Origin of the sequence: Streptomyces sp. NPDC047917, assembly GCF_043204345.1 — a bacterium.
Classification (GTDB): Bacteria; Actinomycetota; Actinomycetes; order Streptomycetales; family Streptomycetaceae; genus Streptomyces; species Streptomyces sanglieri.
This window is the reverse complement of record NZ_JBIDCA010000035.1, coordinates 1-19,417: the sequence shown is the minus strand read 5'-3', so window position 1 is coordinate 19,417 and position 19,417 is coordinate 1. Positions and strand designations below refer to the sequence as shown.

Annotated in this window: 5 protein-coding genes; all 5 read left to right on the top strand. The window is 71.1% G+C overall.

What is annotated here, in order from left to right:
* Positions 1-92 precede the first annotated feature (92 nt).
* Positions 93-8,411, top strand: a complete 8,319-nt coding sequence (locus ACGF8B_RS41830; protein ID WP_392748146.1) for an SDR family NAD(P)-dependent oxidoreductase — start codon at positions 93-95, stop codon at positions 8,409-8,411.
* A 114-nt stretch (positions 8,412-8,525) separates the two neighbouring features.
* A complete protein-coding gene (locus ACGF8B_RS41825; RefSeq protein ID WP_259934757.1) occupies positions 8,526-9,353 on the top strand; it encodes a hypothetical protein in 828 nt (275 codons plus the stop codon).
* Positions 9,354-9,421: 68 nt separating this feature from the next.
* Entirely contained in the window at positions 9,422-12,565 is a 3,144-nt protein-coding gene (locus ACGF8B_RS41820) for an amino acid adenylation domain-containing protein (RefSeq protein WP_392748144.1), read from the top strand.
* The gene (locus tag ACGF8B_RS41815; protein WP_392748142.1) at positions 12,562-15,777 is read left to right on the top strand and encodes a type I polyketide synthase; all 3,216 of its coding nucleotides are present in this window, start codon (positions 12,562-12,564) and stop codon (positions 15,775-15,777) included. Before ACGF8B_RS41820 ends, ACGF8B_RS41815 begins: the two co-directional genes overlap by 4 nt.
* An 11-nt stretch (positions 15,778-15,788) precedes the next feature.
* On the top strand, positions 15,789-19,417 hold a 3,629-nt coding region (locus ACGF8B_RS41810; protein WP_392748141.1), incomplete at its 3' end, for a type I polyketide synthase.

The following is a 19,417-nucleotide window of genomic DNA, read 5'->3' as shown; positions in this document are numbered from 1 at the left end:
TCCACATCCCCTTCGCCTGGAACAACATCACCCTCCACGCCACCCACCCCACCACCCTCCGCGCCCACCTCACCACCACCACACCCACCACCATGTCCATCGAGGCGATGGACGGTGAAGGGCAACCGGTCTTCAGCATCGGTGAGTTGGCGCTCATGCCGGTCTCGGCCGAGCAGCTCCGGGTGACGTCCGGAACGGAGCCGAGCGTGCTCTACCGCGTGGACTGGAACCCGGTGCACGACGGTGGAGAGCACAGCGGGAAGCAGCGCGGCGAACGTCCGGGTGTCGAACGCCCGGACGTCGAACGACGCTGTGCCGTGCTCGACGGGCCGGGTGGACTCGGTGCGCTCGCCGACAGCGCCGGTGGCGTCCCCGACGTGGTGTTCCTGCCGTGCCGGGCCCCGTACGGCTCTGCCGCCACCGACGATCAGGGAAAGGCGGTTCGTACGGCGGTGGAGGCCGCCCTGCGGACCGTTCAGGAATGGCTGAGCGACGACCGCTTCGCCGACGCGCGCCTGGTCGTCGTCACACGCGACGCGGTGGAGGCCGAACCGGGCGAAGGCGTGCGCGACCTGGCCGGCGCGGCCGTCTGGGGGCTGATCCGCTCCGCGCAGGCCGAGAATCCGGACTGCTTCGTCCTGCTCGATCTCGATGCCGAGCTGCCCCGCCACCTCGACCCCGTGCCGGACTCCCTGCGCATCGCCCTCGACTGTGGTGAACCCCAACTGGCCGTCCGGAACGGTGCGGTGTACGCGAACCGGCTGGCCAAGGACAACGCCGACGATGTCCTCGCGCTGCCGGACGACGCGTCGCACTGGCACCTGGGCAGCACCGGCACCGGCACCCTGGAGAACATCGCCCTCGTCCCCGCGCCCCGCGCTGCCGAGCCGCTGACCGGCCACCAGGTGCGGGTAGCCGTACGCGCGGTGGGAGCGAACTTCCGTGACGTACTGATCGCGCTGGGCAGTTATCCGGGCGACGCGCCGATGGGCAGCGAGGGCGCGGGCGTGGTGCTGGAGGCCGGCCCCGATGTGACATTGGTGGCCGTCGGCGACCGCGTCATGGGCCTGTTCTCCGAGGGTGCCGGACCGATCGCGGTCACCGACGGACGCACCCTCGCCCGAGTGCCGAAGGGCTGGACGTTCGTCGAGGCGGCTTCCACCCCGATCGTCTTCCTGACGGCGTATTACGGGCTGGTGGATCTGGCGGGACTGCGGGCCGGGGAACGACTGCTCGTGCATTCGGCGGCCGGTGGGGTGGGCATGGCGGCCCACCAGATCGCCCGGCACCTCGGCGCGGACGTCTACGGCACCGCCAGCACCGGCAAATGGGACACCCTGCGCGGACTCGGCTTCGACGACACCCACCTGGGCAACTCCCGCACCACCGACTTCGAGACCCAGTTCCTCACCGCCACCGACGGCCACGGCATGGACGTCGTACTCGACTCCCTGGCCAAGGAATTCGTCGACGCCTCCCTGTGCCTCCTCCCCCACGGCGGCCGCTTCCTGGAGATGGGGAAGGCGGACGTCCGGGACCGGGACCAGATCGCCCGGCAGTATCCGGGCGTGGCGTACCAGGCGTTCGACCTGATGGAGGCCGGACCCGACCGCATCCAGGAGATGCTGACCGAGCTCGTGGCACTGTTCGAGGCCGGAGCGCTGCGCCCTCTGCCCGTGGTCGCCTGGGACATACGCAAGGCCCGCGAGGCGTTCAGGTACCTCGGCCAGGCGCGCCACATCGGCAAGGTGGCCCTCACGTTGCCGCGTGGGCTGGACCCCGAGGGCACCGTCCTGATCACCGGCGCCACCGGCACCCTCGGCAGCCTCCTCGCCCACCACCTCGTCACCCACCACAACGTCCGCCACCTCCTCCTCACCAGCCGCCGCGGCCCCCACGCCCCCGGCGCCACCGAACTCGTCACAGAACTCACCCGAACAGGCGCCCACGTCACCCTCACCGCCTGCGACACAGCAGACCACGACGCACTCGCCCACCTCCTCGACACCATCCCCACCGACCACCCCCTCACCGCCGTCATCCACACCGCAGGCACTCTCGACGACACCACCATCGACACCCTCACCCCCCAACGCCTCGACACCGTCCTCAAACCCAAAACAGACGCCGCCTGGAACCTCCACACCCTCACCCGCCACCACGACCTCACCGCCTTCGTCCTCTACTCCTCCGCCGCCGGCCTCCTCGGCAACCCCGGCCAGGCCAACTACGCCGCCGCCAACACCTTCCTCGACGCCCTCGCCCACCACCGCCACACCCAAGGACTCCCCGCCACCTCCATCGCCTGGGGACTGTGGGAATCGTCCGGCGGCATGGGCGGCACCCTCAGCCGGGCAGATCTTGACCGTCTGGCAGAGACCGGCACCGGAGCTCTCACGGCCGAGCAGGGACTCGCGGCCCTCGACGAGGCGATCGGGCACCACCGTCCCGTGCTCGCAGCCATACCCATGAACTCCTCCGCCCTGCGGAGGCGTGCCGAGCGCGGAACCCTGCCCCCGATCATGCGGGGCCTGGTCCGTACCCCCGTACGCCGGGCGGCGGCGGGCGGTTCCGGAACGAAGAGCGGCACCACGCTCGTCGAACGCCTGGCCGTGCTGCCCGAGGCAGAGCAGACTCAGCTGCTGCTCGACCTCGTACGGGACGAGATCGGGGCGGTGCTCGGACGCTCGGGCGGCAGTGCCCTTGAGCCGAACCGCACGTTCAAGACGCTCGGCTTCGACTCGCTGTCCGCCGTCGAACTCCGCAACCGGCTCGGCACCACGACCGGCCACCGGCTCTCACCGACCCTCGTCTTCGACCACCCCACCCCGGCGGCCCTCGCCGCCCACCTGCGCACGGTACTGGTCGGGGGCCGCTCCGCCGCCGTGACCACGAACGCGCAGCCCGCCGCGCCCGAGGAGAACGACGATGCCGTTGCCATCGTCTCGATGGCCTGCCGTTTCCCGGGCGGGGTGGCCTCGCCGGAGGACCTCTGGCGACTGCTGCGGGACGGCGTCGACACCATCGGCCCCTTCCCGACCGACCGGGGCTGGGACCTCGACAGCCTCTACGACCCGAACCCGGAAGCGACCGGGACCTCGTACACGCGGCACGGCGGATTCCTGCACGACGCCTCCGGCTTCGACGCCGACTTCTTCGGCATCAACCCGCGCGAGGCGCTCGCCATGGACCCCCAGCAGCGGCTGCTCCTGGAAACGGCGTGGGAGACGCTGGAACGGGCCGGACTCGATCCCGAAACCCTGCGCGGAAGCGATACGGGCGTGTTCGCCGGCGTGATCACCAGCGATTACGTGACGCGCTTCGGCCAGTTGCCCCAGGAACTGGAGGGATACGTCTCCACGGGTACGACCACCAGCGTCGCGTCGGGCCGCATCTCCTACACGCTCGGGCTCGAAGGGCCGGCCGTGACCGTGGACACGGCGTGTTCGTCGTCGCTGGTCGCCCTGCATCTCGCGGCGCAGGCCCTGCGGAACGGGGAGTGCGGGTTGGCCCTGGCAGGCGGGGCAACCGTCATGTCGGGTCCGGTCAACTTCGTGGAGTTCAGCCGACAGCGCGCGCTCTCCGCCGATGGGCGCTGCAAGGCGTTCTCGTCGGACGCGGACGGCACCGGCTGGGGCGAGGGCGTCGGCCTGGTCCTCCTGGAGCGGTTGTCGGACGCGCGGCGCAACGGTCACGAGGTCCTGGCGGTACTGCGGGGGAGTGCGGTCAATCAGGACGGTGCGTCGAACGGTCTGACGGCTCCGAACGGTCCGTCGCAGCAGCGGGTGATCCGTCAGGCGCTGGCGAACGCGGGTCTGACGGGCGCGGACGTGGACGTCGTGGACGCGCACGGCACCGGCACCAAGCTGGGCGACCCGATCGAGGCGCAGGCGTTGCTGGCCACGTACGGGCAGGAGCACACGGCCGAACAGCCCTTGTGGCTGGGCTCGTTGAAGTCGAACATCGGCCACACTCTTGCCGCCGCCGGTGTCGCCGCCGTCATCAAGATGGTTCTCGCGATCCAGCAGGGGACGTTGCCGCGCACGTTGCACGTGCAGGAGCCGACCGGTCATGTGGACTGGGAGTCGGGTGCGGTTTCCTTGCTGACGCAGGAGCGTTCCTGGCCGGAGCTGGAGCGTCCGCGCCGGGCCGCGGTCTCTTCGTTCGGCTTCAGCGGTACGAATGCGCATCTGATTCTGGAGCAGGCGCCGGTGGAGGTGGGCGGGGAGCCGCAGGAGGCTGCGCCTGTCGGCCTGGCTGGTGCGGTGCCGTGGGTGTTGTCGGCCCGGAGTGGTGCGGCGTTGCGGGAGCAGGCCGCGAGGCTGGCCGGGTTCGTCGCCGATCGGCCGGATGTGGATGCGGTTGCGGTTGGTTCTGCGTTGGTGCATGCCCGTACTGCTTTCGATCATCGGGCGGTTGTGGTGGGCGCGGGCCGTGAGGAGTTGTTGCGGGGTCTGGAGGCGGTGGCGGAGAACGGGGAGTCGCGGTCGGTTGCGCCGGGGCGGACGGTGTTCGTCTTCCCGGGTCAGGGTTCGCAGTGGATTGGTATGGCTGCGGGTCTGTATGTGGATTCTCCGGTGTTCCGGGTGCGGTTGGAGGAGTGTGCGCGGGCGCTGGAGCCGTTCGTGGAGTGGGATCTGCTGGAGGTGCTGCTCACGGAGGGGGGTGCCGGACTCCTGGAGCGGGTGGATGTGGTGCAGCCGGCTCTGTGGGCGGTGATGGTGTCGTTGGCGGGGTTGTGGCAGTCGTTCGGGGTTGTTCCGGATGCGGTGGTGGGGCATTCGCAGGGTGAGATTGCTGCGGCGGTGGTGGCCGGGGCTCTGTCGTTGGAGGACGGGGCTCTGGTGGTGGCGTTGCGGAGCCGGGCGATCGTGGTGCTGGCGGGTCGGGGCGGGATGGTGTCGGTCGCGCTGGGTGCGGATGGGGTGCGGTCGTATCTGGGGCGGTGGTCGGGTGAGGTGGCGGTGGCCGCGGTCAATGGTCCGTCCTCGACCGTGGTCTCGGGTTCTTCCGGTGCTCTGGATGAGCTGGTGGGTGTTCTGGAGGTGGAGGGGGTGCGGTGTCGGAGGGTTCCGGTGGACTATGCCTCGCACTCTCCGCATGTGGAGGCGATCGAGGAGGAACTCGCCCGTCTCCTGGCCCCGGTCACGCCTCGTACTCCGGTCGTTCCGCTGTATTCGACGGTGACCGGCGAGATCGTGGACGGTGCTGGTCTGGACGGTGGGTACTGGTATCGCAATCTTCGGGGGACGGTGGAGTTCGAGGACGCGATCCGGTCGTTGCTGGCGGACGGGTTCACCGCGTTCGTGGAGTGCAGTGCCCATCCGGTCCTGACGATCGGGCTCCAGGAGACGTTCGAGGCGGCCGACGCCTCACCCGCCGTCACCGCGATACCCTCCCTGCGCCGTGACGAGGGCGGCATGGAACGCTTCCTGAACTCCCTCGGCCAGGCATGGACCCACGGACTGGACGTCGACTGGGGTCGGGTACTGCCCGAGGCGGGACGCTTCGTGGCTCTGCCGACGTATGCCTTCCAGCGCGGTCGGTACTGGTTGGAGTCGGCAGGTCCGGTGGGTGGGGATGTTTCGGCGGCGGGTCTGGTCGCGGCCGGGCATTCGTTGCTGGGTGCGGTGGTGGAGCTGGCGGGTGCGGATGGTGTGGTGCTGTCGGGGCGGTTGTCCTTGCGGTCGCATCCGTGGCTGGCGGATCACGCGGTCGCGGGCACGGTCCTGCTGCCGGGCACCGCCTTCGTCGACCTCGCCCTCCACGCGGCCGGCACCGTCGGGGCGGCCCGCGTCGACGACCTCGTCCTGCACGCACCACTGGCGCTTCCCGAGAAGGGCGCCGTACACCTCCAGGTCACCGTCGAGACTCCCGACGCCGAGGGGCACCGCGGGATCGCCGTGCACGCCCGCCCCGAGCGGGCCGGCACCGCAGGCGACACGGGCGGCGGAGCCGAATGGACCCTGCACGCGACCGGCGCCCTCACGCCCGACGTACCCGCTCTCGAAACGCTCGCCGTCTGGCCGCCGTCCGGGGCTGAACCCGTCGACCTCACCGACGCGTACGACCGGCTCGCCGCCCACGGTTACCAGTACGGCGCCGCCTTCCAAGGCATGACGGCCCTGTGGCGGGACGGCGAACGGCTCTACGCGGAAGTCGAGTTGGCCCAGGACGCCGAAGCCTCCGGGCACACACTGCACCCGGCTCTCCTCGACGCGGCCCTGCACCCGCTCGTCGTCACGGCGCTCGGTTCCGGGGCGGAGGAAGTGCCGCGGCTGCGCATCCCGTACTCGTGGGACGGCGTGTCCGTGCCGCCCACCGTGGCCTCACGGCTGCGGGTCGCGCTGACCCCCACCGGCGAGGACACGATACGGATCGCCCTCGCCGACACCGACGGCGTCCCGCTGGCCGCAGTCGAGGCCCTCACCGTTCGCGAGATCGACCCGGCCAGGATCGAGGCCCTGCGCACGGACCGGCTCCCGTTGCACGAAATCAGCTGGGCCACCACCCAACTCCCCACCACCGACGCCACGTTCGCGGAGAACGCCGTCTGGATCGGTGCGGACAGCTCGGGACGGCGTACCGCGCTGGGCATCACCGAAGAACCCTGTGCGGACATCGCCGCCCTCGGCGAAGCCATGACCGCGGGCCGCCCGGCGCCCCGCACCGTCCTGGTGAGCCCGGCGGACGACACCGACGGGGCGGCGCCCGCCACCGCGACGTACCGGACGCTGGAACTCGTACAGGCCCTGCTGGCCGACGAACGGCTGGAGGAGAGCACCCTCGTCGTCCTCACCAGGGGCGGGGAACTCGCCTCCGGCGAGAAGCCCGACGACGGGGGCGGCCTTCTCCGGTCGGCGCCGCTCCGGGGTCTGCTGCGGGTGGTGTGCTCCGAGAACCCCGGCCGGGTGGTCGCCATCGACACGGACGACGACGACGCGTCGGTCCGGGCACTGCCCGCCGCACTCCACACCGGAGAGCCGGAACTGCTGCTCCGCCGAGGCACCGCCCACATCCCGCGCCTGGCCGTCGTCCGCGCGGACGACGAACCCCGGTCGGCCGGGATCCCGGCCGAGGGCACGGTCCTCGTGACCGGGGGCACCGGAGCGCTGGGTGGCCTCGTCGCCCGGCACCTGGTCGCCGAGCACGGCGTACGCCACCTGCTGCTGACCGGACGCCGCGGACCCGACGCCCCGGGCGCCGCCGAACTCGTCGCGGAACTCACCGGAGCAGGCGCCCACGTCACCCTCGTCGCCTGCGACACGGCGGACCGGGATGCCCTCGCCCGCCTCCTGGACGCCATCCCCGCCGACCATCCCCTCACCGCCGTCGTCCACGCCGCGGGCACCCTCGACGACGGCGTCGTACAGTCCCTCGACCGGGACCGTTTCGACAAGGTGTGGCGGCCCAAGGCCGACGGCGCCCACCACCTGCACGAACTGACCGAGCACCTGGACCTGGACGCGTTCGTCCTGTTCTCCTCCCTCGCCGGACAGGCGGGCAACGCGGGGCAGGCCAACTACGCGGCGGCCAACACCTTCCTCGACGCCCTCGCCCAGCACCGGCACGCGCAGGGGCTCCCGGCCACCTCCATCGCCTGGGGCCTGTGGGGCGAGACCGGCGAAGCGGGCGGCACCGGCCTGGCCACCCGCCTGGACGAGGCGGCCCTGGCCCGCGCCGGCCACGGCGGCCTGCTGCCCCTGGCAGCCGCCGACGGCCTCGCACTCCTCGACGCAGCCCTCGCGACGAGCAGGCCCCTGCTGGTCGCGGCACGATTCGACGCCACGGCCCTGCGTGCCCGCGCCGACGAGGGCACCCTCGCCCCCCGGCTGCGCGGCCTGATACGCACGACCGCACGGCGTGCCGCCGCCCCCGGCCCGAACAAGCCGGCCGACCTGCTGAAGGGACTCGACCGGCCCGCGCAGGAGAACCTCGTACGGGACCTGGTCCGCACCACGGTCGCCACCGTGCTCGGACACCCGGACACCTCCCGAGTCGAGGACGACCTCGCGTTCAAGTCGGCGGGCTTCGACTCCCTCACCGCCGGCGAACTGCGCAATCGGCTCTGCGCGGCCACCGGCCTCGCCCTGCCGGTGACGCTCGCCTTCGACCACCCCACACCGGCCGTACTCGTCGGATACCTGCTCCGCAGGCTCGAACCGGCCTCGGCACAGCCGCCCGTACTCGCCGAACTGGACCGGCTGGAATCCGCGCTCGCGGCCCTGGCCGACGACGAGGAACTGCGCCGCACCGTCGCGGGGCGGATCGAGACCCTGCTCGCCGCGTGTGCGGCACCGGCACCTGAGACGGCACGGGACGCCGAGGACGACACCTCCCGCATCGAATCCGCCACCGCCACCGACCTCTTCGACCTGATCGACAAGGAGTTCGGCGGACTGTCCAGCTGACTGATCGACAAGGAGTTCGGCGGACTGTCCAGCTGACCCCGCCCGACCGGCTCCGCCCGCACGATCCCACGCACCACGACCGGCAGGACCGGACACCCGACAGAACGGAAGACCATGAACACCTTCACCACCTGGAAAGAGCTCAGCAAGGGCGACGGCGACGAGGTCGTCCTGGCCGTCGACTTCGACGCCACCGGCCGGGGCGAGGCCCGCTTCAGCGACTTCGTGCCGCTCATGGACCCCGGACACACCGTGCTGGAGACGCTGCCGCAGGCCGTCGCCTCCAGCCCCGACACGCCCGCCGACGCCTACATAAAGCAGTGGGTCGACGAGATCAGGGCGAGCGGCAAGCGGGTCAGGGCGATCCTCGCGTTCTGCGCCGGGGCGACGTACGCCGCAGCCATGGCCGTCGAGATCGAGAAGACGCAGGGGAACTTCCCGCAGACCATCCTCTTCGACCCGGAGCGGGCCGCCGCCGCACCCATGTACTGGCAGTTCCACAAGGCGGTCGGCCAGATGGAAGCGGTTCTCGGCGCGGCCGAGGTGGGCCCCGTCCAGGACGCCGCGCAGCGTGCCACCGAGGAGTGCACCAGCCTCACCGACCTGGCCCGCAGGCTGCTGCTCCTCTACCACACCCTCGCCCGTACGGCCTGCGAGAAGCTCGGCCTGGACGAGCGCCGCCGCGCCGAGATGACCGAAACCGCGGGCGGCTTCCTCGCCTACCTGTCGACCGCCGAGCAGATCGACCCCACGGCGGCCTGGAAGAAGTGCACGGCCATCACCTCCAACACACCGACCAGCGGCCTCAACGGCTTCCGGGCTCTCAACCCCGGCCACGACGCCGACCTCGTGGCCGAGGAGATCCACTTCGACGTGCCGCACGTGGAGATCCTCTCGACGCCCGACATCGCCCGGACCGTCTCGGGTCTCCTCGCCGGCTGAGCGGGCCCGCCGGACCGCATGCGACGGACACGAGCCAACCCCTCCCCAGGCCACAGAAGGAAACCGGAATGACCATCACCGCGACGCACACTCAAGCGAACGGTCCGGCCCCCGCGGTCCTGACCGCGGCCTCCCGCAAGGAACAGGCGCTGTGGCTGCTGGAGAAGCTCGTCCCGTCCGGCGCCGTGAACAACCTGTCCGTCGTGTTCTCCACCGACGAGCCGCTGGGGGAGTGGGAACTCCAGCAGACCCTCGACGCGCTGCTCGCCAGGCACGAAACACTGCGCACGGTCTTCCACGGAACCGACGGCGCACTGGTCAGGCAGACCGTTCCCGCCGACCGGTTCGCCGTCCCCGTGGACACCCGGCCGATGAGCAAGGACGACGCCCGGGCCGCGGTGGCCGAACTCGTCGCCAGGCCCTTCGCCTTCGACGGCCGGCCCCTGGTACGGGCCGGTCACTTCCAGGGCCCCGACGGCGACGTGTTCTGCCTGGTGATCCACCACATCATCTTCGACACGGTGTCGGCCGGAATCCTCCTCACGGAACTGACCGGCATCTACGAGGCGGTCGCCGCGGGCCTCGACATCCCCGAGGAGCTCCGCGAGCCGCAGCCCGCGCTCAACTCCTCGCCCTACTCGCAGGAGAGCCTCACCTACTGGCGCGACCACCTGCGGGACTTCGACCCCTCCGCCCTCGGCCTGGACTGCGGTACGGACGACCGGCCCGACCCGACACTCATCGGCGACTCCGTCCTGCACACCCTGTCCGACGCCGCCCGGGACGCGGTCCGCCGGCTCCAGCAGGAACTGCGCGCCCCCGAAGCGGTCATCCTGCTCGCCGCCTACTACCTGCTGCTCGCCCGGCACGGCGCCGGCCCCGACCTCGTCGTCGGCTCACCCGCCAACATCCGCCCCGCGGACGCCGCCGACGCCATCGGGTACCACGTCAACACCCTGCCGCTACGGGCCCGGGTGAACCTCGACACCGGCTTCCGGGACCTGGCGGCCCAGGCCCGCGAGGCGTTCTTCGGGGCGATCACCCACGCCGACGTACCCGTGGACGTCCTCCTCCCCGAGATCCGCCACACCGGCAGCACCTGGCGCAACACCCTCTTCCGGCACCTGTTCAACTACGTGCCCAACGCCGGCCCGCCGACCTTCGACATCGACGGCACCACCGCCACCCGACTCCTCATCGAGAACGGGTACAGCAAATTCGACCTGGAGTTCTTCTTCCTCGCCTCGCCCGAGGAGATCACGATCCGCGGAGTCTTCTACACCGCGGTCCTCAGCCGCTCCGACACCGAATTCCTGCTGGAACGGTACGACGCCCTCCTCGTCGACCTCGGCCGGAACCCCGACCGGCCGATGGGCGAACTGTCCGCCCTCAGCCCCCGCGACCACGCGGTCATCGACGCCGCCAACGACACCGGAGCCGAGGTCACGCCCCCCACCCTCGTCGAGGCGATAGCCGGCACCGCCGCGCACAGCCCGCACGCCGTCGCCTTCGAGGACGGCGAACGCTCGGTCACCTACGCCCAGCTGTGGCGCACCGCCCTCGCCAACCGCGACCGGCTGCGCGAGACCGGCGCCCGCCCCGGCGACGTCGTGGCCCTGGGCGGCCGGCGCAGCCCCGAACTGGCCGCCGCCGTACTCGGCACCTGGCTGGCCGGCGCCGCCTACCTGCCCCTCGACCCGGACCATCCCGCCCAGCGCACCGCGTACCTCCTGGAGGACTCGGGCGCCGGTATCGTCCTCGCCGCCCCGGACTTCGACCACACACCCCAGGACGGAGTCCGGGTACGCCCCATGGCGGCCGTCACCGACACCGGCGACGACCCCGCGGCCGACGAACTCGCCGCGACCGCCGACCCCGGCGACACGGCCTACCTGATCTACACCTCGGGATCGACGGGCAAGCCCAAGGGCACGATCATCACCCACCGCGGGCTGGCCAACGCCATCACCCACTTCCGGCGCGAGATCGACGCCACCGCCGGCGACGTGATGCTGTGGCTCACCACCTTCACCTTCGACATCTCCGGCCTGGAACTGTTCGTGCCGCTCATCTCCGGCGGCCGCATCGCGGTGGCACCGGACGCGGCACGCAGGGACGGACAGGTCCTCCTCGACGTACTCGAACGCCACCAGGTCGGCATCATCCAGGCCACCCCCACCACCTGGAACCTCATCGTCGACAAGGCGGGCCACCGGCTCGACGGACTGCGCGGCATCACCGGCGGCGAACCCATGCCACCCGCCCTCGCCCGGCAGATCACTGCCGCCGGCTGCCACCTCACCAACATGTACGGCCCCACCGAGACATCGATCTACTCCAGCTGCGGAACCATCCCGCCCGGGGCCACCACCGTCGACATCGGCACGCCCATGGACAACACCCAGCTCTTCATCACCGACACCGACGGCCGGGAACGGCCCGTGGGCGTACGCGGCGAACTCTGCATCGCGGGCAGCGGCGTCGCCCTCGGCTACCACAACAGGCCCGAACTCACCATGGACCGCTTCGGCAGCCACCTGAAACTGGGCCCCTTCTACCGCACCGGCGACCTGGCCTGCTGGCGGCCGGACGGCACCGTGGAACTGCAGGGCCGCATCGACCGCCAGGTGAAGCTGCGCGGCAACCGCATAGAACTGGGCGAGGTCGAGGCCGTCCTGCTCGAACACGCCGAGGTGCAGGGCGTCGCCGTCGTCGTCGACGACGAAGCGGGCGGCGGACCGCTTCTGGTCGCCTTCGTACAGTCCGGCACACCGGCCGACGGCCTCGCCGACCGGCTCTGGGCACACGCACGGGCCACACTGCCGGGCGCGTCCGTACCGCAGGAGTTCATCGTCGTCGACTCCTTCCCCGCCACCGTCAGCCACAAGACCGACTACCTCGAACTCAAGCGACTGGCGCAGCAGCACCGCGCCGCCCGCTCGGTCACCACCGGCACCACCGCCTACGCGGGCGACACCCTGGTCGCCGGACTGGTCGCCCTGTGGCAGGAACTGCTCGACCGGAGCGACATCGACGGCGACACCAACTTCTTCGCCCACGGGGGCCACTCGCTCCTCGGGGCCCAGCTCGTCCAACGCGTCGAGGAAACCGCCGGCCACCCCCTGGCCATGGCCGATCTGTACGCCGACCCGACACCTGCCCGGCTCGCCGCCCGCATCCGCAGGGCGCGAGGAGAGGAACAGACCCCGTGACGAGTGAAACCGCCGGAGAAGAGGCCAGGCTTCTCGACTACCTCAAGCGGATGACCATCGATCTGCGCGAGGCACGACGACGCATCCAGGAACTTGAGGACGCGCCGCACGAACCGATCGCCGTCGTCGGCATGGGCTGCTCCTACCCCGGAGGAGTCCGCTCGCCCGAGGACCTCTGGGACCTCGTCGCAGCCGGCACCGACGCGATCGGGGACTTCCCCACCGACCGCGGCTGGGACCTCGACGCACTGTACGACCCCGACCCCGACACCCCGGGCACCTGCTACACCCGCAAGGGCGGATTCCTGCCCGAGGCCGCCTCCTTCGACGCCGGACTGTTCGGCATCACCCCCAAGGAGGCCCTCACCATCGACCCGCAGCAGCGACTCCTGCTCGAACACAGCTGGGAAGCCGTCGAACGCGCCGGCATCGACCCACGGACCCTCCGCGGCAGCCGCACCGGCGTCTTCGTCGGCGTCATGTACAACGACTACGGCTCCCGCCTGCGACCCGTGCCCGACGGCTTCGAGGGCTACATCGGCAGCGGCAGCGCCGCCAGCGTCGCATCCGGCCGGATCTCGTACTGCTTCGGACTCCAGGGACCGGCCCTCACGGTCGACACCGCCTGCTCGTCGTCGCTGGTGTCCCTGCACCTCGCCTGCCAGGCGCTGCGCCGCGGCGAGTGCACCGCCGCACTGGCCGGTGGCGTCACCGTCCTGGCCACCCCCACCGTCTTCACCGAATTCGCCCGGCAGCGCGGCCTCAGCCCCGACGGGCGCTGCCGGTCGTTCTCCGGCGACGCCGACGGTACGGGCTGGGCCGAGGGCGTCGGCGTCCTCTACCTGGAGCGCCTCAGTGACGCGCTGCGCGCCAACCGTCCCGTACTCGCCGTCATCCGCGGCAGCGCCGTCAACCAGGACGGCGCCAGCAACGGCCTGACCGCCCCCAACGGACCGTCCCAGGAACGGGTCATCCGCGACGCGCTGGCCGACGCCCGCCTCACCGCCCCGGACATCGACGCCGTAGAGGCCCACGGCACCGGCACCACCCTCGGTGACCCCATCGAGGGCCAGGCCATCCAGGCGGTGTACGGAACCGGCCGCGCCCCCGGAAAGCCGCTGCTGCTGGGCTCCCTGAAGTCCAACATCGGGCACAGCCAGGCCGCCGCAGGCGTCGGCGGAGTCATCAAGACGGTGATGGCCCTGCGCAACGGCGTTCTCCCCAGGACCCTGCACGCCGAGAACCCGACCCCGCACATCGACTGGACCGACGGCACCGTACAGCTGCTGCGGGAACCCGCCGCCTGGCCGCGCACACAGCGCCCCCGTCGTGCGGGCGTCTCCTCGTTCGGCATCAGCGGCACCAACGCCCACGTCATCGTCGAAGAAGCCCCGGACCGGCCGGCGCGGGAGACCCCCGCAGCAGCCCCGGAAGTCCCGAACGCGCCGAAAGCCCTGAAGGACGCCCCGGACGCGGAACGCGCGGGCGGCACGGCCACCGTCGCGACGCCCACCGTCGCGTGGCCCGTCCACGCCCGTACGCCCAAAGCACTGCGCGAACAGGGAAACCGGCTCGGCACCCACATCGGACGCCACCACGGACCCACACCCGTCGACGTGGCCCACGGCCTGGCCACCGGCCGCACCCCCTTCGAGCACCGGGCCGTCCTCATCGGCGCCGACCGGGACGGACTGCTCCACTCCCTGGACCGGCTGGCGCGTGGCTCCGGCGCACCACACCTCGTGCGCGGCGCCCCCGACCCCCTGGCCAAGGCCCCCTACGCGGTGCTGTTCTCCGGCCAGGGATCGCAGCGCCCCCGCATGGGCCTCGACCTCCACCGCCGCTTCCCCGTCTTCGCCGACGCGCTCGACGAGGCCTGCGCGGCACTGGACCCGCACCTCGAAACACCCCTGCGCGACGTGCTGTTCGCCGACTCCCCGGACACCGCCGGGGCACCCGGGCGGGGCCCTCTCGACCGCACCGCCTGCACCCAGGCCGGAATCTTCGCCGTCGGGGTCGCCCAGTACCGGCTCCTCGAACGGTTCGGCATCACACCGGAGTTCGTCGCGGGCCACTCCATCGGCGAACTCGTCGCCGCACACGTCGCCGGCGTCTGGACACTGGAGGACGCGGCACGCCTCGTCGCAGCCAGAGGACGGCTGATGCAGGCCCTCCCCGAAGGCGGGGCGATGCTGGCGGTGCAGGCCGCCGCGGCCGAGGTCGAACCACAACTGGCGGACCGGGAACACGAGATCGCCCTGGCCGCGGAGAACGGCCCCGCTTCGGTGGTGATCTCGGGCGACCCCGAGGCCGTCCGGGAGATCGGCGAATTCTGGCGTGAGCGCGGCCGGCGCACGAAACAGCTGAAGGTCAGCCACGCCTTCCACTCACCGCACATGGACGGCATGCTCGACGCGTTCCACACGGTCGCCAAGGAACTGACCTACCACCGGCCGAACCTGCGGATCATGTCCCACCTCACCGGCGAGCTGGCCACCGACGACCTGCTCACCCCCGAGTACTGGGTACGCCACGTACGCGAGCCGGTCCGCTTCGCCGCAGGCGTCCACCGACTCGCGGAACTCGGCGTCGGAACCTTCATCGAGGCGGGCCCCGACAGCGTCCTGACCCCGATGGTCACCGAATGCCTCACCGGGACGAAGGGCGAGGCGATCGCCCTGGCCCGGCGCGACCAGGACGAACCCACCGCGTTCCTGACCGCCATGGCCAGAATCCATGTGCGGGGCGGCACCGTCGACTGGTCCGCACAGTGCGACGGCATGACGGTGCACCCGGCGGAACTGCCCACCTACCCGTTCCAGCGCCGCCGCTACTGGCTCGACGAGGTGGCCCCGGCCACGCCGCGGCCCACCCGCACGCCGACCGCCGCGACGGAACCACGCGACGAGGACGAAGAGCTTACGGAAACCGCGGCGGCGCGCCTGGCCGCGGCCGCACCCGAGGACCGGCACCCGCTGATCCTCGCCGCCGTGCTGGAAGCCGCCGCCGAAGTCATGGGACTCGACACGGCGGACGACATCGACACCCGGGCCCAGCTGCTCGAACAGGGATTCACCTCCCTCATGGCGGTCGACCTGCGCAACAGGGTGATGGCCGCGACCGGGGTCCACCTGCCCGCCACGGTCGCCTACGACCACCCGACCTTCGAAGCGATAGCGAGCCACGTGCACTCGCTCATGAACACGGAATGAGGCTGTCTTTCATGTCGAACCAGTCGTACGGGGACAACGCCATCGCCGTGGTCGGTATGTCGTGCCGCCTGCCCGGAGGAGTGAACGGCCCCGACTCGTTCTGGGACCTCCTGGTCGCGGGCGGTGACGCGGTCGGCGAGGTGCCGGCCGACCGATGGGACGCGGAGACGTTCTGGTCCGACGACCCGGCGGCCCCGGGACGCGCGGTGGCGCGCCGCGGCGGATTCCTGGACCGGGTGGACGGCTTCGACGCGCGTTTCTTCGGGATCTCACCGCGTGAGGCCGTGGCGATGGACCCGCAGCAACGACTGGTGCTCGAACTGGCATGGGAGGCGCTGGAGAACGCCGGGTCGGTACCCGGCCGACTGCGGGGCAGCCGGGCCGGTGTGTACATGGGAGCGATGGCCGACGACTACGCGACGCTGTCGCGGCGCGCCGGAGTGGAGTCCATCGGGGCGTTCACCTCGACGGGCCTGGCCCGGAGCGTGATCGCCAACCGGGTGTCGTACCTGCTGGGGCTGACGGGCCCCTCGCTGGTGGTTGATTCGGGCCAGTCGTCGGCCCTGGTGGCGGTCCATCAGGCGTGTCAGGCGCTGGTTCGGGGTGAGGTGGGCTGGGCGCTTGCGGGTGGGGTGAATCTGATTCTGGCGCCGGAGTCGTCGGTGGCGGTGTCGAAGTTCGGTGGGTTGTCGCCGGACGGTCGGGCGTATGTGTTCGACGAGCGGGCGAATGGTTATGTGCGGGGTGAGGGCGGCGGTCTTGTCGTACTGAAGCGGCTGGTGGATGCGGTCGCTGACGGGGACGACGTGGTCTGTGTGATCGCGGGTGGTGCGGTCACGAATGACGGGGGTGGTGAGGGTCTGACCGCGCCGAGCGTGGAGGGTCAGGAGGAGGCGCTGCGGTTGGCGTATGCGGATGCGGGGATTGCCCCGGCTGATGTGGATTATGTGGAGTTGCACGGTACGGGTACCCGGGTGGGTGATCCGGTGGAGGCGGTTGCGCTGGGTCGTGTGCTGGGGCGTGCGGAGGGTCGTTCGGGTGCGTTGAGGGTGGGGTCGGCGAAGACGAATGTGGGGCATCTGGAGGGTGCCGCGGGGGTTGTGGGGCTGGTCAAGGCGGCTCTGGCGGTGCGGTATCGGCAGCTGCCGGCGAGTCTGCATTTCCGGGTTGCGAATCCGGGGATCGATCTGGAGTCGTTGAATCTGCGTGTGCAGACGGAGCTGGAGGACTGGCCGCACGACGGCAGCGATCGTGTGCCGGTGGTGGGGGTGTCGTCGTTCGGGATGGGCGGTACGAACTGTCATCTCGTACTGACGGCCGGACCCGAACCGGTCGAGGACAACGATGGCGATTCCCCGGTGCCGGCGGTGGTTCCGGGGGTTGTGCCGTGGGTGTTGTCGGCCAGGTCGGTCGGGGCGTTGCGTGAGCAGGCGGGGAACCTGGCCGGGTTCGTGGAGGGCCGGCCGGAGGTGGAGCCGGTTGATGTGGGGTTCTCCCTGGCGACGGCGCGGTCGGTGTTCGAGCATCGTGCGGTGGTGCTCGGGGAGAACCGGGAGGAACTGCTGGAGGCGCTGCGGGCCCTGGCCGAGGGCGGTTCTGCCGGTGACGTGGTGCGGGGGCAGGCGGCGGATGCCAGTGGTGTGGCGCTGCTGTTCTCGGGCCAGGGCAGCCAGCGTGCGGGGATGGGCCGTGAGTTGTACGAGGCGTTCCCTGTCTTCGCGGCGGCGTTCGACGAGGCCTGCGTCTTCCTCGACCGGGAGCTGGGCCAGGAACTGAACAACGGCTCGGTCGGGTCGTTGCGGGATGTGGTGTTCGCCGGAACCGGCGGCGGGGCTGTGGGTTTGCTGGACGAGACGGTGTTCACGCAGGCCGGTCTGTTCGCGGTCGAGTCGGCCCTGTTCGCGTTGGTGTCGTGGCTGGGGGTGCGCCCGGACGCGGTGATGGGGCACTCGGTGGGTGAGATCACGGCGGCCTGGGCGGCCGGGGTGTTCTCCCTGGAGGACGCATGTGTCCTGGTCGCGGCCAGGGGGCGGCTGATGCAGGCGGCCCGTCCCGGCGGCGCGATGGCCGCGATCGCCGCGCCCGAGAGCGAGATCACCGATCACCTCACCTCGTACGAGGGGCGGGTGTCGGTGGCGGCGGTCAACGGACCCGCCGCCGTCGTGGTCTCGGGTGACGCGGATGCCGTGACCGAGATCGCGGACCACTTCCGTGAGCGTGGGACGCGTACGAAGCGCCTGACCGTGTCGCACGCTTTCCATTCCTCTCACATGGACGCGGCTGCTGCCGCGTTCGAGGAGGCTCTGGCCGGGGTTGTCTTCCGTGAGCCGTCCCTGGCGGTGGTCTCCAATATCACCGGTGCCATGGCCGGGCCGGGTGAGCTGACGGTGGCTGCCTATTGGGCGCGGCACATCCGGGCAGCGGTCCGTTTCCATGACGGCGTCGAGTCTCTCCACTCCCATGGCATCTCCACTTTCCTGGAGCTGGGCCCGGATCCGGTTCTGACTTCTCTGGTGCGTGATGCTCTGGATGGTCAGGGTTCCGTGGTGGCGGCGTGTGTGTTGCAGCGGGACAAGGGTGAGGTCCGGACGGTGCCGCGTGCGCTGGCGGCGGTGTTCGCCTCCGGGACCGAGACCGACTGGACCCCGCTCCTCGGAGCCGGCCGGCACATTGCTCTGCCCACCTATCCCTTCCAGCGCAAGCGGTACTGGATCGACACCCCCGAACTCACCGGCCCGGCCTCCGGCGCCGTAGCCGACATTCCGGCCGATGTCGAGCCCGAGGAGGAGGACGGCGAAAGCTGGACCGGACGGCTGCGTGGGCTGACCGACGCGCAGTGCATCACGCTGATCGCCGATCTGATCCGCTGGCACACCGCCGAGATCCTGGGGTACGACACCGAGAACGAGGTCGATCGAGCGCTCCCGTTCAAGGAGTTGGGCTACAACTCGCTGACGTCGGTCGAGCTGCGCAGCCGGCTGGCCGCCGACCTGGGCATAGCCCTGCCGTCCTCCCTCGTCTACGACCACCCCACCCCCGAGGTGCTGGCCGGTCACATCGTGACATCGTTGCTCGGGACCGTCGGCGTGGCGGACCTTCCCACGGCCGCTACCGCCGCCTACGACGAGCCCCTCGCCATCGTGGGCATGGCCTGCCGCTACCCGGGAGGCGTGGCCTCGCCCGAGGACCTCTGGCAGTTGGTCGCCTCCGGCACCGACGCCATCGGCCCGCTGCCCGACGGCAGGGGCTGGAACCTCGAAGCTCTCTACGCCCCTGAACGCGGCACCCCTGACACGACGTACACCCGGCACGGCGGGTTCGTGTACGACGCCGACACCTTCGATGCCGAGTTCTTCGGCATCAGCCCGCGCGAGGCCCAGGCCATGGAGCCGCAGCAGCGGCTGCTGCTGGAAACGGCCTGGGAATCCCTCGAAACCGCAGGCATCGTTCCCCAGACCCTCAAGGGCAGCAGCACGGGTGTGTTCGTCGGGGCGATGACGCAGGAGTACGGGCCCCGCCTCCACGAACCCGCGAAGGACGCCGGAGGCTATCTCCTGACGGGGACGACGGCGAGTGTGGCGTCGGGTCGGATTGCGTATTCGTTGGGTCTTGAGGGGCCGGCGGTGACGGTGGACACGGC